General features: G+C 65.0%; 23 protein-coding genes and 1 tRNA gene. 17 read left to right on the top strand and 7 right to left on the bottom strand.

The annotated features are described in order from the left end of the window. Window positions 1-105 precede the first annotated feature (105 nt). A complete protein-coding gene (locus RBB31_RS05460) occupies window positions 106-702 on the bottom strand; it encodes an exopolysaccharide biosynthesis protein (RefSeq protein ID WP_306128248.1) in 597 nt (198 codons plus the stop codon). 169 nt (window positions 703-871) lie between these two features. Here RBB31_RS05460 and RBB31_RS05455 point away from each other — a divergent pair, with 169 nt between their 5' ends. Then, complete coding sequence (locus RBB31_RS05455) at window positions 872-1,993, top strand: beta-ketoacyl-ACP synthase III (protein ID WP_306128247.1); 1,122 nt, start codon at window positions 872-874, stop codon at window positions 1,991-1,993. Here RBB31_RS05455 and RBB31_RS05450 read toward each other — a convergent pair. From RBB31_RS05450 to RBB31_RS05440, 3 genes are all read right to left on the bottom strand, one after another. Further along, complete coding sequence (locus RBB31_RS05450) at window positions 1,990-2,244, bottom strand: hypothetical protein (protein ID WP_306128246.1); 255 nt, start codon at window positions 2,242-2,244, stop codon at window positions 1,990-1,992. The two genes, RBB31_RS05455 and RBB31_RS05450, sit on opposite strands and share 4 nt — an antisense overlap. 75 nt (window positions 2,245-2,319) lie before the next feature. Beyond that, window positions 2,320-2,457: a hypothetical protein gene (locus RBB31_RS05445; RefSeq protein WP_306128245.1), complete on the bottom strand. Its 138-nt coding sequence runs from the start codon at window positions 2,455-2,457 to the stop codon at window positions 2,320-2,322. A 249-nt stretch (window positions 2,458-2,706) separates the two neighbouring features. Further along, the gene (locus RBB31_RS05440) at window positions 2,707-3,309 is read right to left on the bottom strand and encodes a thymidine kinase (protein WP_306128244.1); all 603 of its coding nucleotides are present in this window, start codon (window positions 3,307-3,309) and stop codon (window positions 2,707-2,709) included. Between the two features lie 135 nt (window positions 3,310-3,444). Here RBB31_RS05440 and RBB31_RS05435 point away from each other — a divergent pair, with 135 nt between their 5' ends. The 7 genes from RBB31_RS05435 (at window position 3,445) to RBB31_RS05405 (ending at window position 9,280) form a co-directional block, all read left to right on the top strand. Next, window positions 3,445-3,903: a hypothetical protein gene (locus RBB31_RS05435; RefSeq protein WP_306128270.1), complete on the top strand. Its 459-nt coding sequence runs from the start codon at window positions 3,445-3,447 to the stop codon at window positions 3,901-3,903. A 212-nt stretch (window positions 3,904-4,115) separates the two neighbouring features. Then, window positions 4,116-4,349 (top strand): DUF4339 domain-containing protein, encoded by a 234-nt coding sequence (locus RBB31_RS05430; RefSeq protein ID WP_306128243.1) that lies wholly within the window; start codon window positions 4,116-4,118, stop codon window positions 4,347-4,349. Continuing rightward, window positions 4,346-4,711, top strand: a complete 366-nt coding sequence (locus RBB31_RS05425) for a RidA family protein (RefSeq protein WP_306128242.1) — start codon at window positions 4,346-4,348, stop codon at window positions 4,709-4,711. The genes RBB31_RS05430 and RBB31_RS05425 overlap by 4 nt, the downstream gene beginning before the upstream one ends. A 178-nt stretch (window positions 4,712-4,889) precedes the next feature. Beyond that, window positions 4,890-6,236 (top strand): 3-phosphoshikimate 1-carboxyvinyltransferase, encoded by a 1,347-nt coding sequence (aroA, locus tag RBB31_RS05420; protein WP_306128241.1) that lies wholly within the window; start codon window positions 4,890-4,892, stop codon window positions 6,234-6,236. A gap of 163 nt (window positions 6,237-6,399) precedes the next feature. Beyond that, window positions 6,400-8,442, top strand: a complete 2,043-nt coding sequence (locus tag RBB31_RS05415; protein ID WP_306128240.1) for an ASKHA domain-containing protein — start codon at window positions 6,400-6,402, stop codon at window positions 8,440-8,442. 132 nt (window positions 8,443-8,574) lie between these two features. Beyond that, window positions 8,575-9,141, top strand: coding sequence for a hypothetical protein (locus RBB31_RS05410; RefSeq protein ID WP_306128239.1), 567 nt, complete (start codon window positions 8,575-8,577; stop codon window positions 9,139-9,141). 65 nt (window positions 9,142-9,206) lie between these two features. After that, window positions 9,207-9,280 (top strand) — tRNA-Gly (locus RBB31_RS05405). 63 nt (window positions 9,281-9,343) lie between these two features. Here RBB31_RS05405 and RBB31_RS05400 read toward each other — a convergent pair. Continuing rightward, window positions 9,344-9,568: a hypothetical protein gene (locus RBB31_RS05400; protein WP_306128238.1), complete on the bottom strand. Its 225-nt coding sequence runs from the start codon at window positions 9,566-9,568 to the stop codon at window positions 9,344-9,346. Between the two features lie 177 nt (window positions 9,569-9,745). On the opposite strand from RBB31_RS05400, the gene RBB31_RS05395 reads away from it, so the two are divergent. The 9 genes from RBB31_RS05395 to trpB all read left to right on the top strand — a co-directional run bounded on the left by RBB31_RS05395 (window position 9,746) and on the right by trpB (window position 16,755). Then, complete coding sequence (locus RBB31_RS05395) at window positions 9,746-10,360, top strand: d(CMP) kinase (protein WP_306128237.1); 615 nt, start codon at window positions 9,746-9,748, stop codon at window positions 10,358-10,360. A 35-nt stretch (window positions 10,361-10,395) separates the two neighbouring features. Next, window positions 10,396-10,701: a hypothetical protein gene (locus tag RBB31_RS05390; protein ID WP_306128236.1), complete on the top strand. Its 306-nt coding sequence runs from the start codon at window positions 10,396-10,398 to the stop codon at window positions 10,699-10,701. Between the two features lie 200 nt (window positions 10,702-10,901). Further along, window positions 10,902-12,587 (top strand): 30S ribosomal protein S1, encoded by a 1,686-nt coding sequence (gene rpsA, locus RBB31_RS05385; protein ID WP_306128235.1) that lies wholly within the window; start codon window positions 10,902-10,904, stop codon window positions 12,585-12,587. 425 nt (window positions 12,588-13,012) lie between these two features. Next, a complete protein-coding gene (gene ihfB / locus RBB31_RS05380; protein ID WP_057792171.1) occupies window positions 13,013-13,297 on the top strand; it encodes an integration host factor subunit beta in 285 nt (94 codons plus the stop codon). Further along, window positions 13,297-13,647, top strand: coding sequence for a lipopolysaccharide assembly protein LapA domain-containing protein (locus RBB31_RS05375; RefSeq protein ID WP_306128234.1), 351 nt, complete (start codon window positions 13,297-13,299; stop codon window positions 13,645-13,647). Before ihfB ends, RBB31_RS05375 begins: the two co-directional genes overlap by 1 nt. A gap of 11 nt (window positions 13,648-13,658) precedes the next feature. Next, on the top strand, window positions 13,659-14,303 hold the full coding sequence (locus tag RBB31_RS05370) for a phosphoribosylanthranilate isomerase (RefSeq protein ID WP_306128233.1): 645 nt from the start codon (window positions 13,659-13,661) through the stop codon (window positions 14,301-14,303). Next, on the top strand, window positions 14,300-14,749 hold the full coding sequence (locus RBB31_RS05365) for an N-acetyltransferase (protein WP_306128232.1): 450 nt from the start codon (window positions 14,300-14,302) through the stop codon (window positions 14,747-14,749). Before RBB31_RS05370 ends, RBB31_RS05365 begins: the two co-directional genes overlap by 4 nt. A gap of 43 nt (window positions 14,750-14,792) precedes the next feature. Further along, window positions 14,793-15,416 carry a class I SAM-dependent methyltransferase gene (locus tag RBB31_RS05360; RefSeq protein WP_306128231.1) on the top strand — a complete coding sequence of 208 codons (624 nt, stop codon included), beginning with the start codon at window positions 14,793-14,795 and terminating at the stop codon, window positions 15,414-15,416. A 109-nt stretch (window positions 15,417-15,525) separates the two neighbouring features. Then, on the top strand, window positions 15,526-16,755 hold the full coding sequence (gene trpB, locus RBB31_RS05355; RefSeq protein ID WP_306128230.1) for a tryptophan synthase subunit beta: 1,230 nt from the start codon (window positions 15,526-15,528) through the stop codon (window positions 16,753-16,755). Between the two features lie 34 nt (window positions 16,756-16,789). Here the strand turns inward: trpB and RBB31_RS05350 are convergent, their stop codons facing one another. Continuing rightward, window positions 16,790-17,005 (bottom strand): hypothetical protein, encoded by a 216-nt coding sequence (locus RBB31_RS05350; RefSeq protein ID WP_306128229.1) that lies wholly within the window; start codon window positions 17,003-17,005, stop codon window positions 16,790-16,792. A 297-nt stretch (window positions 17,006-17,302) separates the two neighbouring features. Beyond that, window positions 17,303-18,178: a hypothetical protein gene (locus RBB31_RS05345; protein ID WP_306128228.1), complete on the bottom strand. Its 876-nt coding sequence runs from the start codon at window positions 18,176-18,178 to the stop codon at window positions 17,303-17,305. Window positions 18,179-18,312 lie beyond the last annotated feature (134 nt).

The raw sequence follows: 18,312 nt of genomic DNA, 5'->3' as shown, positions 1-18,312 counted from the left end.
GCGGGGGGGATTAGGTGGGGTGAAACCCCACCCTACGTGATGGAAAGAGGTGCGGACGGTCATGGGCAGAATCCGCGCGGGATCGTGGTGGGGTGGAACCCCACCCTACATCGCCTGAAGCGCGAAGAGTGGCAGGCTGGCGCCGAGGCACATTATGGTCACCCCGAGGCACGCCAGAACCCCGTCGCGGACGATGATCGCGGTGGCGAAGAAGATCGTCGCCATGCCGAGGATGGACGATGAAAACGGCATGATCTCGAGGAAGATCATCAGAACGCCGCAAAGCACGCAGAGCGCCTGGTAGAGCTTGCGCATCGGCAGCGTCATCAGGGCCGACAGGCGCGGCCGGGTGATCGCGTCGATCCGTTCGCCCACCCGGTGCAGGCGACGGAGCGCGGCGAGCATCGTTTTGTTGCCGACGCTTCGGTTCATCACGAAGTTGGGCAGCCAGAGGTGTTTGCGGCCCACCAGCATCTGCGCCGCGATGGAGGCGATCAGGATGCCGCAGGCGCTGGAGAAAAGCGGTATGCCGCTGAGCGGCGAAGCCACCAAGAGCGCCGGGACGCACATCGCGGTGGTGAAGGAGCTTTTGCCGAACGCCTCGATCATGCAACGCAGGGTCACCTGTTTTCTGGTCGTGGTGTCCTCCAGGCGGTCGATGATGGCAGTGATGGGTCTTGATGAGCGGTCGGGGTGCGCCATGTCATCTCTCGCAAGTCTGTCCGAAGGCGCGCCGCACGCTGCGCGTTTACGTGCGTCAAACGCCGCCGCGACAGAAGCGGTTCCCCCGGGCGGCCGGTTTTCCGCGGCGTTTCGCTTGACCTCGGGGCATGGTTCTGGCGTGGTGGCCGATACTTCGAGGGAGAGAGACATGTTCAAGCCTGCGATCACCGGCACGGGCGTTTTCACGCCGGAAGAAACCATCACCAACGACGAACTGGTGGTGGCCTTCAACGCCTACGCCGAGCGATTCAACGCCGAGAACGCCGACGCAATCGCGGCGGGAGAGATCGAGGCCAAGGCGGCGTCTTCTTCGGAGTTCATCGTCAATGCCTCGGGGATCGAACAGCGCTACGTCATGGACAAGTCGGGTGTGCTGGATCCCGGCCTGATGCATCCCAGGCTGCGCGAGCGGTCGAATGACGAGCCGGGGATCATGGCGGAGATGGCGCTGGATGCCTGCGGCAAGGCGCTGGCGCAGGCGGGGCGCGAGGCGGGCGAGGTCGACCTGATAATTTGCGCCGCGAGCAACCACGAGCGGCCCTATCCGGCCGTGGCGATCGAGATCCAGCAGTTGCTGGGGGCCAAGGGGTTCGCGTTCGACATGAACGTGGCGTGTTCCTCGGCCACGTTCGGGATACAGGCGGCGGCGGACATGGTGCGGTCGGGCAGCGTGCGCTGCGCCATCGTGGTCAGCCCCGAGATATGCTCGGGCCACCTGGAGTGGCGCGACCGGGACTGTCATTTCATCTTCGGGGACGTGTGCACCGCGCTGGTGATCGAGCGGGCGGAGGATGCCAAGGGCGCGCATTTCCTGGTGCATTCGACCCGCTGCGCCACGCAGTTTTCCAACAACATCCGCAACAATAACGGCTTTCTGCGGCGCACGCGCGACCCGGAGCTGCAGGACCGGCGCGACATGCAGTTCGTGCAGGAGGGGCGCAAGGTGTTTAAGGAAGTGCTGCCGCTGGTCAGCGCGCATATTGCCGGACACATGGAAGAGGCCGGCGTCGCGGCGGCGGACCTCAAACGGCTGTGGCTGCATCAGGCCAACAAGACGATGAACGATTTCATCGGGCGCAAGGTGATGGGGCGGGTGCCGGAGGCCGACGAGCAGCCGAACATCCTGCAGGACTATGCCAATACGTCATCGGCAGGGTCGATCATCGCGTTCTCGAAATACTCGGATGATCTGCGACCCGGCGACACTGGGCTGATCTGTTCTTTCGGAGCGGGATACTCCGTGGGGTCGGTTCTGGTCGAGCGAGCCTAGACCTCGGGCGCGTCCGGCCGTGGGATGACGGGCTGGTCGCCAGGGTCGGCCTCGGGCGTCCAGTCCGGATCGTCGCGCTTGATGCGCTGCGAAATCATGTAGCCGGTTGGCCAGGCGAGCAGCAGGCCCGCGACGGCGGCGATCGCGATGGTCCAGACGGTATAATAGCCCAATGAAAACCCGGCGATCACGATGACGCCGGTGATGAAGCTGCCGGTGAAAAACGTGATGTAGAAGGACAGGCGGTCCATGTCGGTCTCCTTTGCGATACGAAAGAGAAACGCGCGGACGGGGAGGCGGGTTCCGGAGCGGTCCCGCGCCCGGCGTCACTCGGCGCAGGTAAAGCCGGGGCCGGAGGCGTAAGACCAGTCGACCGCGCAGCCCGCATCGTCAAAGGCGAAGACCTGGGCGTTCTCGTCCTCGGTAGAGAAGGGCGGGGCGGCTTTACGGTCACGCGCAGCCATGTCTTCATGGAGTCGGGCGTGACGCACCAGTCGAACTGCGGCTCTTGCACGCGGGCGCGGGAGGCGGTGATGTCGGCGTCGCGCAGGCACCCGGAGTTGGGCAGGTCAGCCAGAAACGCCTGCCGCGCCGCGTTATGGGCGGCGGTGGTCTTGTCGAGGGAAATGTCGACCGTGTTGATCGCGTAGAGACAGACCGCGATCATCGCGGAGACGAACATCAGGACGCCGAGCGCGGTGTTTTTCAGCACCCTAGGCCCCGGGCGTGACCGGCACGGCATCGCCCGTGGCCTCGCGCCAGTGGCGGCGACAGAGGCTTTCGTAGGTCTCGTTCCCACCGACCTGGATTTGGGCGCCGTCGGTCACCACGTTTCCCTGCGCGTCGCGGCGCACGACCATGGTGGCCTTCTTGCCGCAGTGGCAGATGGTGCGGACCTCGCGCATCTCGTCGGCCAAGGCCAGAAGGGTCGCGGAGCCGGGAAAGAGTTGCCCCTGAAAATCGACGCGCAGACCGTAGCACATGACCGGGACGCCCAGGTCATCGACCACGCGGACGAGTTGCCAGACCTGGGGCTCGGTCAGGAACTGTGCCTCGTCGACGAAGATGCAGGCCAGCGGGCCCGTGGCCAGTATCGCCTCGAGGCGGGCGAAGAGGTCGTCATCGGCGGTGAAGGTGTCGGCCTCGGACCCGATGCCGATCCGCGAGCCGATCCGGGCAGGTCCGGCGCGGTCATCGATCGCGGCGGTCAGAAGGTGAGTGTTCATGCCACGCTCGCGGTAGTTGTGGCTGGCCTGCAACAGCAGCGTCGACTTGCCGGCATTCATGGTGGAGTAGTGGAAGTAGAGCTTGGCCATGTGTCGAGTTATCCGCAAGAGGGGCGCGGGATCAAGCGCGCCGGGGTCCGCGCGGGCTACGGAAACGTAAGGTTTTCCACCATTGCGGCGTCGTGGAGCAATCCGGATAACGGCGCGACAAAGGGAAAGGGCGGGATGTCGAAAGCCGGATCATATCTGAAGAAACACACCGAGGCGCTGGTCAAGGATGTGGGCGTGGAGCCGGCGTGCAAGCTGACCGGCAAGTCCAAGGCGACGCTGGGGCGGTACTATTCGGGTCATGACGAACATGCGGACCGGTTCATGCCGGTCGACGCGGTGGCCGCTCTGGAGGCGGCGGCGTCCTATCCGCACGTGACCGCCGCGCTGGCGGAGCTGAACGGCACGCAGCTGAGCTTTGAGGACGCGCGGCGCAACGACAGCGGTACGGGCGGCGTCAATTCGGACGTGATCGCGCTGTCGCAACGATTTGCCATGCTGATGGCGGAGTATCACCAGTCGATCGAGGACGGTGTGATCTCGGCCGCCGAGGCCAGGCGTCTGCTGAAGGAGACCATGGCACTTCAGCAGGTACTGGTCGACATCAAGCTGCACCTGGAAAACGGCGATCATTGAACCTCGTACGGTGAGGCGTAGGGGCTGCTGTATTGGCCGAACGCCTCAGCCGGTCGTCGCGGCGACGTTGTCCCGTACGGTTTCGGCAGTGGTGGCGCCGGTGATGTGGTCGCCTTCGACCGGGATGAGCCTGCCGATCAGAGATGCAGGCAGCTGGGCGGCCGCCCCGGCGACCTGCCTGGGCGGGGTGATCCATTATTACGGCGACGTGGGTGTGGTGCCCGCGGGAGGCGCCCTGGTGGTTCGCGGAGGCACCGCAGCAGGTCGGGCCGATGAGGCTGAACGACCTCGGGGCCGAAATGGCGGCGGGCCGGGTCGGAGACCGGACGCTGGCCTGGCGCAAGAGCATGGCCGACTGGGCCATTGCGGGCAGCATCGCGGATCTGGCACAGCAGGGCCGGGCGCGTTATGACGGGGCGAACCTTGGGAAAGGAGCCCCGTCATGACAGATATCGTCCGCCACCATACCGCCGCCCGCATGAGCCAGATCGTGATCCATGGCGACACGATCTATCTGGCCGGGCAGGTGGGCAACCGCGGCGACAGCGTGGCGGATCAGACCCGCACCTGCCTTGAAAAGGTCGAGGCGCTGTTGGGCGAGGCGGGGTCGGATGCGACGCGCATCCTGCAATGCACGATCTGGCTGGCCGACATGGCCGATTTCGCCGAGATGAACGAGGTGTGGGACAGTTGGGTGCCTGAGGGTCACGCGCCCGCCCGGGCCTGTGGCGAGGCCAAGCTGGCGCACCCCGAGCTGAAGGTGGAACTGCTGGTGACGGCGGCGGTGCGCAAGCGCGAGGGCAAGTGACCTGAAGGAGCGGCTGCGCCAGGCAGGTTCGATCGATTGGGGGCCAGCCCCCAAACGCAGGTTGAATTGGGGGCCAGCCCCCAAACCCCCGGGATATTTATGGCCAGAGGAAAGGCGTGATGGACGCTGCCTGGGGGCTGCGCTATCAGCGGGGCGAACTTTTAAGGAAGGAAGTCCGATGTCTGGTCATGGCGCGCCCGTCCCGATGCAATCCAGCCTGTCCTCTGGCCTGAAAGGCGAGGCGCATGTGCCCGGCGACAAGTCGATCTCGCATCGCAGCCTCATCCTTGGGGCGCTCAGCATCGGCGACACGGTGGTGACCGGCCTGCTGGAAGGCGAGGATGTACTGGACACGGCCAAGGCCATGCGGGCGATGGGCGCGGAGGTAGAGCGAAACGCGGACGGCGTTTGGCATGTGCACGGAGTAGGTGTCGGTGGCTTTGCCGAGCCGGGGCAGGTGATCGACTGTGGCAATTCGGGAACCGGCGTGCGGCTGATCATGGGGGCGATGGCGACGGCGCCCATCACCGCGACGTTTACAGGGGATGCCAGCCTGAATGGGCGGCCCATGGCGCGGGTGACCGATCCGCTGGCGCTGTTCGGAGCGCGCGCGGTGGGGCGCGAGGGCGGGCGGCTGCCGATGACGATTGTGGGCGCGCGGGAGCCGGTGCCGGTCCGCTACGAGGTGCCGGTGCCGTCGGCGCAGGTGAAATCGGCCGTGCTGTTGGCGGGGCTGAACGCCCCGGGGCAGACCGTGGTGATCGAGCGCGAGGCGACGCGCGACCATACCGAGCGGATGCTGGCCGGGTTCGGGGCAGAGATCTCGACCGAGGTGACGGACGAGGGCCGGGTCATCACCCTGACTGGTCAGCCCGAGTTGACGCCCCAGACCATTGTCGTGCCGCGGGATCCGTCGAGTGCGGCTTTCCCGGTTTGTGCGGCGCTGATCACCGAAGGGTCGGACGTGCTGGTGCCCAATATCGGGCTGAACCCGACGCGGGCGGGGCTGTTCACCACCCTGCGCGAGATGGGCGCGGATCTGACCTATGAGAACGAGCGCGAGGAAGGCGGCGAGCCGGTGGCGGACCTGCGGGCGCGGTTTTCGCCCGACATGAAAGGCATAGAGGTGCCGCCCGAGCGCGCCGCGAGCATGATCGACGAGTACCCGGTGCTGTCGGCCGTTGCGGTCAATGCGACCGGGCGCACGGTGATGCGCGGGGTCAAGGAACTGCGCGTCAAGGAGAGCGACCGGATCGACGCGATGGCCACCGGCCTGCGCGCCTGTGGCGTGACGGTCGAGGAGGGCGAGGACTGGTGGATCGTCGAGGGCATGGGCGCGGGCGGCGTGCCGGGCGGGGCGGCCTGTGCCAGCCATCTGGATCACCGGATCGCCATGTCGTTCCTGGTGCTGGGCCTGGCGAGCAAGGACCCCGTGACGGTGGATGACGGCGGGCCGATCGCCACGTCCTTTCCGGTGTTCGAGGCGCTGATGACCGGGCTGGGGGCAAAGATCAGGCGCATCTGAGCGGGAAGCCAGAGATTATTCGTACGAATAATCTTTGGCGGCGAAAATTCGTACGAATTTTCGGGGTCGCGGGCGGGCCAGATTCTGCCGGTCGCAGGCTTTCGGCGGCGCGGTAAAGCGGTATGGTGCCGCTGGAAAATGCTTTGGCCAAAGGCGATGCAAGATGAACGAGACCGATCCACTGGTGGTATTCACGCCCTCGGGCAAGCGCGGGCGGTTCCCGAAAGGCACGCCGGTGCTGACCGCCGCACGGCAGCTGGGTGTCGATCTGGACTCGGTCTGCGGCGGGCGGGGGATCTGTTCCAAGTGCCAGATCACGCCCGGCTATGGCGAGTTTTCCAAGCATGGGGTGACCGTGCATCAGGGCGCGCTTTCGGAGTGGAACGCGGTCGAGGAACGCTATGACCAGAAGCGCGGGCTGAAGGCGGGGCGGCGGCTGGGCTGCCAGGCGCAGGTGATGGGCGACATCGTGATCGACGTGCCGCCGGAAAGCCAGGTGCACAAGCAGGTGGTGCGCAAGGCGGCCTCGGCCCGGGTGATCCAGATGGACCCGGCGACGCGGCTTTACTTCGTCGAGGTGGACGAGCCGGACATGCACGAGCCCACGGGCGACCTGGAGCGGCTGGAGCGGGCGCTGCGCGAGCAGTGGGAGATCGAAGAGATCACCGCTGACCTGACGCTGCTGTCGAAGTTGCAGCCGGTGCTGCGCAAGGGCAAGTTCCGGGTAACCGTGGCGCTGCACCAGTCACACATGGAGAGCGTGCCGCGGGTGATCGAGATCTGGCCGGGGCTGCACGAGAGCGGGCTTTACGGGCTGGCGATCGACCTGGGCTCGACCACGGTGGCGGCGCATCTGACGGACCTGGAAAGCGGAGAGGTCAAGGCGTCGTCGGGCATCATGAACCCGCAGATCCGGTTCGGCGAGGACCTGATGAGCCGGGTGAGCTATGCGATGATGAACCCCGGCGGCGACCAGGAAATGACCCGCGCCGTGCGTGAGGCAATCAACACGCTGGCGGAGGAGATCGCCAGGGAAGCCGAGGTCGACCCGAGCCTGATCGTGGAGACGGTGTTCGTCTGCAACCCGGTGATGCATCACCTGCTGCTGGGGATCGACCCGGTGGAGCTGGGGCAGGCACCGTTCGCTCTGGCCACGTCCGACAGCATGGCGCTGGAGGCGCGGGAGCTGGAGTTGACCGCCATCAACACGCGGGCGCGGGTCTACGTGCTACCCTGCATCGCGGGGCATGTGGGCGCGGATTGTGCCGCCGTGGCGCTGAGCGAGGAGCCTGGCAAATCCGACGACCTGGCGCTGATCGTGGATGTGGGCACGAATGCCGAGATCCTTTTGGGCGACAAGACACGGGTGTTGGCCTGTTCGTCACCGACCGGGCCGGCCTTTGAAGGGGCGCAGATCTCCAGCGGGCAGCGGGCGGCGCCCGGCGCCATCGAGGCCATTCGGATCGACCCGGAGACGAAAGAGCCGCGGTTCCGCGTGATCGGATCGGACAAGTGGTCGGACGAGGACGGCTTTGCCGAGGAGTTGGGGCCAGGCGGGATCACCGGCATCTGCGGGTCGGGCATCATCGAGGCGGTGGCCGAGCTGCGCATGGCGGGGCTGATGGATGAAAGCGGGCTGATCGGCTCGGCCGAGGCGACCGGGACCGCGCGGATGGTGGCCGAGGGGCGGACGCATTCCTACCTGGTGCATGACGCCACCGCGGAGGGCGGGCCGCGTATAACCGTGACGCAGGGCGACATACGGGCGATTCAACTGGCGAAATCGGCGCTTTACGCGGGCGCGCGGCTGTTGATGGACCAGCGCGGCGTGGACAAGGTGGACCGCGTGGTGCTGGCCGGGGCGTTCGGCGCGCATATCAGTGCCAAGCACGCGATGGTGCTGGGGATGATCCCGGACGTTCCGCTGGACAAGGTCACCAGCGCGGGCAATGCCGCGGGCACGGGCGCGCGGATCGCGCTGTGCAACGTGGGAGCGCGGCGCGAGATCGAGCGGGTGGTGCGCGAGATCACCAAGGTCGAGACCGCGATCGAACCCAAGTTCCAGGAGCATTTCGTGGCCGCCAACGCCATTCCGCACAAGACCGATCCGTTCCCGGAACTGGCCAAGGTCGCGCCGTTGCCGAACCCGTCATTCAATACCGGCGGCGGGGACGAGGGCGGACGGCGCCGGCGCAGGCGCGGCTGAGGCGGCCACGCAGAAGGGCATTGCGCTGCGACCGGCGATTGCGCAGGGTAAGGATGTGCCCTGAGCGTCGGTCGCCGCGGGGCGGTCCCTTTTTCCGATGCCGACAGGGCGCAACCGATTGATCGAGCCGAGATGACACCGAAATCGATATTGCTTTCTCTTGTTCTGGCCAGCGCATCGGCGCTGCCCGCGATGGGCTGTCCCGATGCCGAGGCGCTTGACAGTGGTGTGGTGTTCGAGACCCGCGACGGGATGACCGAGACGCACCGGCGCTTTGCTCCGGAGCAGATCCTGATCCAGACGGAGTTTCCCGATGGGTCGGGCTCGGTTCTCGAAACGCGGCACGGCCTGTACCTGGCCAGTTCGACGCCGATCGAGGACGGGGTGGTGAAGGTCGGGGAGAAGGATGTGTTCGCCAGTTATGCCGACCTGGAAAAATGGGACGAGCCCCGCCCTGACGCGGAATGGAGCAATGACAGCACCGGCGGCGGGACGGCGAAATCGGGGCCGCTGAAGACGATCGAGCTTGGACCTTGCACCTATCCGGCGTTCGAGATCGACCTGACCTTCAATGACGATCCGACCTACACCGAGCGCTATCACTATCTTCCGGAACTGGGGGTCGGCCTGCTGGTGGCCAGCACCTCGGACGGGGAGGAAGAGACCTATACCTATACCGGGGTGCGGGCGGCCGAGTGAGGCGACGGAGACGCGAATCCGTCTTGACCGGGCGGGACGGGCGGCATACCTAGACGGTCGCGCAGGCGGGTATGATGTAATGGTAGCCTGTCAGCTTCCCAAGCTGAACGCGCGGGTTCGATTCCCGCTACCCGCTCCATGCTTCCTTCGTTCGAAAAACCACGCGCCGACGGTCGCTGCACGGGCGGCGCGCGGTCGCGCGTCAGCGTGTCGGGCTGGATGCTGTCGAAGGCGATGGTGCCTGCGCGGCGTGGTTGTCCTCGACCGTGAGGAACATGCCTGCGGACATCAGGAACCCCGCCAGCAGAACCATTTCGGCGAAAGGCAGACCGGACAACAATCCACCGCCGCAGGTGCGGCGCGTCGTGCGACTGCGCCAGGGGCGGCATGGACGTTCGGCGGGTGTCGGGTCATCGGGTGGGGTCATGGACACGTTGTGCGGTGCAAAGGCGACAGAAGTGTGAAAATCTTGCCTTGTTATCGCCCTAGTGGGGTGATTTGGCCGACGGAAACGGGCAGTTTCGGGAAACACTGTGTTGCGGCGCGGGCCGGACCCGTCAGGGCAATCCGCGCGGCGACGGCGGCAAGCGAGGCGAAGGACATCATGGGTTTTACTGTAGCGATCGACGGGCCGGCGGCGGCGGGCAAGGGAACCGTGGCGCGGGCGGTGGCCGAACGGTTCGGTTTCGCGCATCTGGATACCGGGCTGCTTTATCGCGCGACGGGACGGCGCACCCTGGACGGGACCGAGCCGGTGGACGCCGCGCGCGCGCTGAGGGCCGAGGACCTCGACGCAGACGATCTGCGCTCGCCCGAAGTCGGACAGGCCGCCAGCCGCGTGGCCGCGGTGCCCGAGGTGCGTGCCGCGCTGGTGGAGTTCCAGCGGGCCTTTGCGGCGCGCTCGGGCGGCGCGGTGCTGGACGGGCGCGACATCGGCACGGTGATCTGCCCCGAGGCGAACGTGAAGCTGTTCGTGACGGCCAGCGATGATGTGCGGGCGCAACGGCGGCTGGAGGAACTTCTAGGCAAGGGAACCGTCACCACCTATGACGAGGTGTTGGCCGACTTGCGTCTGCGCGACGACCGCGACTCGGCGCGTGCGACGGCGCCGCTGAAGCCGGCGCGGGATGCGATATTGCTGGACACGACCGCGTTGTCGATCGAAGGCGCGGTCGAAGCGGCCTGTGCCGAGGTCGCGCGGGTGCGTGCGGCGTTATGACGGCGCGGATCACCTTTCACCGCGGCGGCGGATGGATGGATATCTTCCGGGCCTACCGGTTGACCGTGACGGGCGAGGAAGTCGGCACGATCAAGCGCAAGAGCCAGGTGAGCGTCGAGGTGGAGCCGACCCAGCACATGTTGCGGGCCAGCATCGACTGGTGCGGCAGCAACATCCTTTACGTGGACTTGTCGGAGGGCGAGGCGGTGGATGTGGAGGTCTTCAACCCCAACGGGCCGTTCCGGGGGCAAGGCGTGATGGTGCGGGCGCCGGGCGATTACCTGCAACTGCGGCTGCGCGAGGACGGGCCCGGGGCCGGGGCGGGGCACGAAACCCCTTGATTGTCATGGCCGAGCGGGCTATAGCGCCCCTCGTCGACAAGGCGGAACCGCCGCAGAGCATTGAGAGCGAGCAGGGTCGGGAATACCGGCCCTCTTTGTTTTGCGTATATGAGGCGGCCCGACTGACCAACGAAACCCTGAAGACCGGCGGAGACAACCGCGCGGCCGGACACAACGAAACGTTAGGATTGAAACGCCACATGGCTCAAAACGCATCGATGGAGGAATTCGAGGCCCTCCTTAATGAAAGCCTCGAAATGGACACCCCCCAAGAGGGAACGGTTGTCAAAGGCAAGGTCATCGCGGTTGAAGCGGGACAAGCCATCATCGACGTCGGCTACAAGATGGAAGGCCGCGTCGAACTCAAGGAATTCGCAAATCCCGGTGAAGCGCCCGAAATCGAAGTGGGCGACGAGGTCGAAGTGTTCCTGCGCTCGGCAGAGAACGCCCGTGGCGAAGCCGTCATTTCCCGTGAAATGGCCCGCCGCGAGGAAGCCTGGGATCGCCTGGAGAAAGCATACGCGGACGACGCGCGCGTCGAAGGCGCGATCTTCGGCCGGGTCAAGGGCGGTTTCACCGTCGATCTTGGCGGCGCCGTGGCGTTCCTGCCCGGCTCTCAGGTCGATGTGCGCCCCGTGCGCGATGCCGGCCCGCTGATGGGTCTCAAGCAGCCCTTCCAGATCCTGAAAATGGACCGCCGCCGTGGCAACATCGTTGTCTCGCGTCGCGCCATCCTGGAAGAGAGCCGCGCCGAGCAGCGCGCCGAAGTCATCGGCAACCTGACCGAAGGTCAGGCCGTGGACGGCGTGGTCAAGAACATCACCGAATACGGGGCCTTCGTGGACCTGGGCGGTGTCGACGGCCTGCTGCACGTGACCGACATGGCGTGGCGCCGTGTGAACCACCCCTCCGAGATCCTGAACATCGGCGAGACCGTCAAGGTCCAGGTGATCAAGATCAACAAGGAAACCCACCGCATCAGCCTGGGCATGAAGCAGTTGCAGGACGATCCGTGGGATCTGGTCGCCGCCAAGTACCCGCTGGAATCGGTGCATACCGGCCGTGTCACGAACATCACCGACTACGGTGCGTTCGTCGAGCTGGAACCCGGTGTCGAGGGTCTGGTGCACGTCTCTGAGATGTCGTGGACCAAGAAGAACGTCCACCCCGGCAAGATCGTCTCGACCTCTCAGGAAGTCGAAGTCATGGTGCTGGAAATCGACCAGGCCAAGCGCCGCGTGTCTCTGGGCCTCAAGCAGACCATGCGCAACCCGTGGGAAGTGTTCGCGGAAACCCATCCCGAGGGCACCGAGGTCGAGGGCGAAGTCAAGAACATCACCGAGTTCGGCCTGTTCATCGGTCTGGACGGCGACATCGACGGCATGGTGCACCTTTCGGACATCAGCTGGGACGAGCGTGGCGAAGACGCGATCCAGAGCTACAAGAAGGGCGATGTGGTTCAGGCCGTCGTCTCGGAAGTGGATGTGGAGAAAGAGCGCATTTCGTTGTCGATCAAGGCGCTGGGCGGCGACAAGTTCGCCGAGGCCGTGGGCGGCGTGAAGCGCGGCTCGATCATCACCGTCGAGGTCACCTCGATCGAGGATGGCGGCATCGAGGTGGAATACGAAGGCATGAAATCCTTCATCCGCCGCTCCGACCTGTCGCGCGACCGCTCCGAACAGCGCCCCGAGCGGTTCTCGGTCGGTGACAAGGTCGACGTGCGCGTCACCAACGTCGACAGCAAGACCCGCCGTCTGGGCCTGTCGATCAAGGCGCGCGAGATCGCCGAAGAGAAGGAAGCCGTGGAACAGTATGGCAGCTCGGATTCGGGCGCCTCGCTGGGCGACATCCTGGGCGCCGCGCTGAAAGGCGACGACGACAAGTAAGCCGACGACGGTTTGCGGATTTGAAAGGCCCCGCCAATTGCGCGGGGCCTTTTACATTGGATGTCAGCGCCTGTGCCGGTGGCGCGATCAGCAAAACAGGAGTGATGTCGCCTGCAAATTCACGCCGCGACAGCCCTCGTCGCGACCCGGCATCGGGCCATTCGGTCCGGTTCATCGGTGCCGGGCGGAGACCCTGCCGCACGGGTCCCGAATCAGACGTTCCGCAGCCTGAACTCGCCCTGACGGCGCGGCGCGCTGCCCTGCGTCAGGACAGAAAAGTCCGCGATATGGGCGAAGTCCTGCAGGTTTACCCCCAGAATTTTCCAGTTTATCCGGTAGGTTGCAGTTTCTAATTGCGCTTTTTCTATCTATAGTCGTTAAAGTCGCTACGCTGCTCGACCAAAGAACAACGCAGGGGGGAACCGATGATCAGGTCGGAACTAATACAGAAGATCGCCGACGAGAACCCACACCTTTACCAGCGCGACGTCGAGCGCATAGTGAACACCATTTTCAACGAAATCACCAATGCCATGGCCGAAGGCAACCGGGTCGAGTTGCGCGGCTTCGGGGCGTTCTCGGTCAAGAAACGGGATGCGCGCACGGGCCGCAACCCGCGCACCGGAGAATCGGTGCAGGTCGAGGAAAAGCATGTGCCGTTCTTCAAGGCCGGCAAGCTGTTGCGTGAACGGCTGAACGGGAAATCCTGATGCGATATATCCGCTACCTTTCGATCGCCATCTTTGGACTGGCGCTTATCCTGATCGCGCTGGCCAACCGGCAGTTTGTCGAAGTCCGGATCCTGCCCGGGGAACTGGGCGGCATGGCGGCGGTGAATCCGTCCTATGAACTTCCGCTGTTCATCGTGATGTTCGGCGGGATCCTGGCGGGCCTGGTGATCGGTTTCATCTGGGAGTGGATCCGCGAGGCCAAGGAGCGTGCGGCGGCGGCGCGGCAGGCGCGGGAGATGGCGGCGCTGCGCGCCGAGGTGCGCCGGCTGAAAGGCGAGAGGCACAAGGACAAGGACGAGGTTCTTGCGCTTCTGGACGAGGCCAGCTAACCGACCGCGTCATGGCGCAGGACATTCGTATAAAGATGTGTGGGCTGACCCGGCCCGAGGACATCCCTGCCGCGGTGGCGGCGGGGGCGGCCTATGTGGGGTTCGTGTTTTTCCCGAAATCGCCGCGCTACGTGACGCCGGAACTGGCGCGAGAGATGGCGCTGTCCGTGCCGCCGGGCGTGGCCAAGGTGGCGCTGGTGGTGGATGCGGACGACGCCTTGCTGGACGAGCTGACGGGCGTCGTGCCGCTGGACATGTTGCAATTGCATGGACAGGAAAGCCCCGAGCGGGTGGCCGGGATCAAGGCCCGCTATGGCCTGCCGGTGATGAAGGCCGTGGGGGTGCGCGAGGCGGGCGACCTAGAGGCGATCGAGCGGTACGCGGCGGTGGCGGACCAGATCCTGCTGGATGCCAAGCCGCCGAAAAACGCGACGCGGCCCGGAGGCAATGCGGAGAGTTTCGACTGGAGCCTGATTGCGGGGCGTGACTGGAACGTTCCCTGGATGCTGGCCGGTGGGCTGACGGTGAAAAACGTGGCCGAGGCGATCCGGGTGACCGGGGCGCGGCAGCTTGACCTGTCTTCTGCGCTGGAAAGTGCGCCAGGGGTCAAGGACCATGGCAAGATGCGGGCCTTTGCCGACGCGGCGCGCGCATGATCCGGTTTCGTGAGGCGGTCGCGGCGGATGTGGCCGGCGTGGTGGAACTGCTGACAGATGACATGCTGGGGCAGGGGCGTGAAGGGGCCGACCCGGCGCTTTACCAGGCGGCCTTTGCGCGGATGCAGGACGAGGGCAGCAACCATCTTATCGTGGGCGAAGATGCCGCGGGCCGGATTGTCGCCACCTACCAGATCACCTTTATCAGCGGTCTGTCGTTGCGCGCCGCGCGAAGGGCGCAGGTGGAGAGCGTGCGCGTGGCGGGGCACCTGCGCGGGCAAGGCGTGGGCGAGGCGATGTTCGACGACGTCAAGGCGCGGGCGAGGGCGGCGGGCTGCACGCTGGTGCAGCTAACGATGAACGTGGACCGGGAAGATGCCAGGCGGTTCTACGAGCGCATCGGCTTTGTCGCGTCGCATACCGGTTTCAAGCTGGCACTCGATTGACGCATCGCGCCACTTTGCCCAAGCTGGGGCAAAGGAGGTGCCAATGGATACGCAGGATCTGGATGACGTTTACGGGGCGAAGAGCCCGGACGAATCGAAGGCGATCTATGACAAGTGGTCGACCTCCTATGACGCGGACTGCCTGAGCAAGGGGTTTCGACTGCCCGCTCTGGGGGCCGGCCTGCTGGGGCGATACCTGGGGGACGCGGATGCGCCGGTGTTGGACGCGTGCTGTGGCACCGGGCTGGTGGGCGAGACGCTGCGGCTGATGGGATATGACCGGATCGTGGGCTGCGATCTGTCGCCGGACATGCTGAAATTTGCTCAGCAGACCGGGGCCTACGAGCGGCTGGAAGAGGCCGATACCGGCGTCGGGTTGCCGTTTGACGACGGCGCCTTTGCGGGGTTCGTCTGTGTCGGGGCGTTCGGGCCGGGCCATGCGCCGCCTGCCACACTGGAACACCTGGCGCGGGTGACGCGGCACGGCGGTATCGGGGTGTTCAACCTCTTGGACGCGACTTGGGAAGAGCAGGGATTTCCGCCGGTTCTGGACAAGCTGGCCGCGTCCGGTGCGTGGGAGGTGATCCATACCACGCCACCCTTCCGGCCTTTCCTGTTGGCCGAGCCGGAGCTGCTTAGCACCGGCTATGTCGTGCGAGTGAGGTGAGCGCCCGAGAATATTCGTACGAATATTCTGGCGCTTCGTCGCAGTGGATTGCTCTGGAAACCGGCGGGCCCGTGGCCTATTGAGGCTCTAGCAAACAGGGATGATGACCATGAACGATCTCTTCAACTCCTTCATGACCGGCCCCGACGAAAAGGGGCGTTTCGGAGAATTCGGCGGGCGCTTCGTGTCCGAGACGCTGATGCCGCTGATCCTGGAACTGGAAGAGCAGTACGAGAACGCCAAGACCGACCAGAGTTTCTGGGACGAGATGCATTTCCTGTGGAAGCACTACGTCGGGCGGCCGAGCCCGATGTACCATGCCGAAGGGCTGACCGAGCGGCTGGGCGGCGCCAAGATCTATATGAAGCGCGACGAGTTGAACCACACCGGCGCGCACAAGATCAACAACGTGCTGGGGCAGATCTTGCTGGCGCGGCGCATGGGCAAGACGCGCATCATCGCCGAGACCGGCGCGGGGCAGCACGGCGTGGCGACGGCGACGGTCTGTGCCAAGTTCGGGCTGAAATGCGTGGTCTACATGGGCGCGCATGACGTCGAGCGTCAGCGGCCCAACGTATTCCGCATGAAGCTCTTGGGCGCCGAGGTGATCCCGGTGACCAGCGGGCGCGGCACGCTGAAGGACGCGATGAACGACGCGCTGCGCGACTGGGTCACCAACGTGCGCGACACGTTCTACTGCATCGGCACGGTGGCCGGGCCGCATCCCTATCCTGCGATGGTGCGCGATTTCCAGTCGATCATCGGCAAGGAAGCCCGCGAACAGATGCAGGAGGCCGAGGGCCGCCTGCCCGACACGATCATCGCGGCCATCGGCGGCGGGTCGAACGCGATGGGGCTGTTTTATCCGTTCCTCGACGACAAGGACGTGAACATCATCGGCGTCGAGGCCGGTGGCAAGGGCGTGAACGAGAAGATGGAACATTGCGCGTCGCTGACCGGCGGCCGCCCCGGCGTCCTGCATGGCAACCGGACCTACCTGCTGCAGGACGATGACGGGCAGATCCTGGAAGGGTATTCGATTTCCGCGGGCCTCGATTATCCGGGCATCGGGCCCGAGCATTCCTGGTTGCACGAGATCGGGCGCGCGAAATACGTGTCGATCACCGACAAGGAAGCGCTGGAAGCGTTCAAGCTGTGCTGCGAGGCGGAAGGGATCATCCCGGCGCTGGAGCCGTGCCACGCGCTGGCCCATGTGATGAAGATCGCGCCGGACCTGCCCAAAGATCACATCCTGTGCATGAACATGTGCGGGCGGGGCGACAAGGACATCTTTACCGTGGCGCGGCACCTCGGGTTCGAGATGGGCGAGGGCGACTGACGTCGCTGCGTGTCCGGATCAGGCGAGAGGATGATCAGCCGTCGTCCTCTTCGTCTTCATCCTCTGCAGGGTCTTCGTCTGACGTCTTGCGGTCTTCGTCGCTATCGCCGTCGTCGCTATCGTCCTCTTCGTCGCTGTCCGTATTGCCGTCTTCGGTAAGTGCGTCGTCGAAGAGAAAGCCGGCGGTGTTGAGTTGCGGCATGTCTGATGTGACCGAGCGGTTGTCGTCAGTGCCCGTGTCGTCGGCCATGGCCGCCGCGGAAAGCACGATAGCGGTGGAGCAAAACGTAACAATTCGCCACATGCGAACCTCCTACGCCTACTGGTACTGGCGCGCCGGTGGGCGCGTCTTAATAAACTTGAACTAGACCCGCGCGGGTGCAGAGCAAGTCGGCGCCAACGATGTCGCATGGCCCCCGGCGGGAGATTGCCGTTCCCGGATCACACGACTCTGCGCGCGCACGACGTCGCGCAACAGAAAGAGCGCCGGACGGCGAGGTCCGGCGCTCTCTTTTCGAGGTCTTGCTGATCCTAGATGCGCGTCAGCTTACACGAGCGAGTAGTAGTAGACCACGACGGGAATGGTGTTCGCGTCGCTTGCGCTCTGCGTCTCGGTTGCGGTCGTGTCGCTGGTATCGGACGCATCGGCGCTGTCGCTGCTGCTGTCCATGCTATCGGATGCATCGGCGCTGTCGCTGCTCATATCCGTGCTATCGGACGCATCGGCACTGTCGCTGCTCATGTTTTTGCTGTCCGACGTGTCGGCGTTCATGTCCAGCGCGGTTGTGCCGGCACCGCGATACTCTGCGGGCGACAGTGCGCCGGAATCATCGGAGTCCATGGCGTCGAAACGTTTTTCCATCGCCTTCTGGCTCCAGTCCTTGTCGACTTCACCCTCGTATTCTGCCTGGGTGATGACCCCGTCGCCGTTTCCGTCGTACATCTGGAACCGATCAACGGCGGTTTTGGCAAAGCGCTCTGCATCGTCCGTGTCTTCAGAGACGGCCGATTTCATGTCGGAGTCGTCGCTTTTCCAGATCTTGTTGGTCATGTTCTGCCATTCCTCGACAGACATTTCCGATTGGCCGCCGGTGTCGAGTTCGGCCCAATCACGCGACTCGCCGTCAGTCTGCGACGTGTCCATCGCGGCTTGCTGCTTGTCCTGCGCGTTGCCGATGCAGTTGACCATCTCTTCACGGTCCACGGAGCCGTCCTTGTTGAGGTCGAGGGCGGCGAATTCGGCATCGCGTGCCTCGTTGATCTCCTGCTCGCTCATGAAGCCGTCCTTGTTCTGGTCGGCCGGCATGAAGGCGGTTTCGCAGAAGGCGGGCATGTCGGTTTCCGCATCGCTCTGTTGAGCCAGTGCGGGGGCCGCCGTGGCAAGCGCGGCGGATGTCAGCATTGTTGTCGTCAGGGTTTTCATCTTGTGTCTCCTTTCGTTTATTCAAACGGTCGGGAGGACGGATGTTGTGTCACTCCTCCGATATTGACGTCCCGGGGGAAAAACGTGTCGTGACGGTATGAGTTCCTTGCACGGTCGAGATGATGTGCCTGAAC

Origin of the sequence: Roseovarius sp. MMSF_3350 (assembly GCF_030733425.1) — a bacterium.
GTDB lineage: Bacteria > Pseudomonadota > Alphaproteobacteria > Rhodobacterales > Rhodobacteraceae > Roseovarius.
The sequence above is the reverse complement of the archived record's forward strand: the minus strand, read 5'-3'. Positions and strand labels throughout refer to the sequence as shown.

Excerpts from the sequence above, each read along its gene's own strand:
- RBB31_RS05460 (WP_306128248.1), bottom strand. The coding sequence starts at position 702 with ATGGCGCACCCCGACCGCTCATCAAGACCCATCACTGCCATCATCGAC.
- RBB31_RS05455 (WP_306128247.1), top strand. The coding sequence starts at position 872 with ATGTTCAAGCCTGCGATCACCGGCACGGGCGTTTTCACGCCGGAAGAA.
- RBB31_RS05450 (WP_306128246.1), bottom strand. The coding sequence starts at position 2,244 with ATGGACCGCCTGTCCTTCTACATCACGTTTTTCACCGGCAGCTTCATC.
- RBB31_RS05445 (WP_306128245.1), bottom strand. The coding sequence starts at position 2,457 with ATGGCTGCGCGTGACCGTAAAGCCGCCCCGCCCTTCTCTACCGAGGAC.
- RBB31_RS05440 (WP_306128244.1), bottom strand. The coding sequence starts at position 3,309 with ATGGCCAAGCTCTACTTCCACTACTCCACCATGAATGCCGGCAAGTCG.
- RBB31_RS05435 (WP_306128270.1), top strand. The coding sequence starts at position 3,445 with ATGTCGAAAGCCGGATCATATCTGAAGAAACACACCGAGGCGCTGGTC.
- RBB31_RS05425 (WP_306128242.1), top strand. The coding sequence starts at position 4,346 with ATGACAGATATCGTCCGCCACCATACCGCCGCCCGCATGAGCCAGATC.
- aroA (WP_306128241.1), top strand. The coding sequence starts at position 4,890 with ATGTCTGGTCATGGCGCGCCCGTCCCGATGCAATCCAGCCTGTCCTCT.
- RBB31_RS05415 (WP_306128240.1), top strand. The coding sequence starts at position 6,400 with ATGAACGAGACCGATCCACTGGTGGTATTCACGCCCTCGGGCAAGCGC.
- RBB31_RS05410 (WP_306128239.1), top strand. The coding sequence starts at position 8,575 with ATGACACCGAAATCGATATTGCTTTCTCTTGTTCTGGCCAGCGCATCG.
- RBB31_RS05400 (WP_306128238.1), bottom strand. The coding sequence starts at position 9,568 with ATGACCCCACCCGATGACCCGACACCCGCCGAACGTCCATGCCGCCCC.
- RBB31_RS05395 (WP_306128237.1), top strand. The coding sequence starts at position 9,746 with ATGGGTTTTACTGTAGCGATCGACGGGCCGGCGGCGGCGGGCAAGGGA.
- RBB31_RS05390 (WP_306128236.1), top strand. The coding sequence starts at position 10,396 with ATGGATATCTTCCGGGCCTACCGGTTGACCGTGACGGGCGAGGAAGTC.
- rpsA (WP_306128235.1), top strand. The coding sequence starts at position 10,902 with ATGGCTCAAAACGCATCGATGGAGGAATTCGAGGCCCTCCTTAATGAA.
- ihfB (WP_057792171.1), top strand. The coding sequence starts at position 13,013 with ATGATCAGGTCGGAACTAATACAGAAGATCGCCGACGAGAACCCACAC.
- RBB31_RS05375 (WP_306128234.1), top strand. The coding sequence starts at position 13,297 with ATGCGATATATCCGCTACCTTTCGATCGCCATCTTTGGACTGGCGCTT.
- RBB31_RS05370 (WP_306128233.1), top strand. The coding sequence starts at position 13,659 with ATGGCGCAGGACATTCGTATAAAGATGTGTGGGCTGACCCGGCCCGAG.
- RBB31_RS05365 (WP_306128232.1), top strand. The coding sequence starts at position 14,300 with ATGATCCGGTTTCGTGAGGCGGTCGCGGCGGATGTGGCCGGCGTGGTG.
- RBB31_RS05360 (WP_306128231.1), top strand. The coding sequence starts at position 14,793 with ATGGATACGCAGGATCTGGATGACGTTTACGGGGCGAAGAGCCCGGAC.
- trpB (WP_306128230.1), top strand. The coding sequence starts at position 15,526 with ATGAACGATCTCTTCAACTCCTTCATGACCGGCCCCGACGAAAAGGGG.
- RBB31_RS05350 (WP_306128229.1), bottom strand. The coding sequence starts at position 17,005 with ATGGCCGACGACACGGGCACTGACGACAACCGCTCGGTCACATCAGAC.
- RBB31_RS05345 (WP_306128228.1), bottom strand. The coding sequence starts at position 18,178 with ATGAAAACCCTGACGACAACAATGCTGACATCCGCCGCGCTTGCCACG.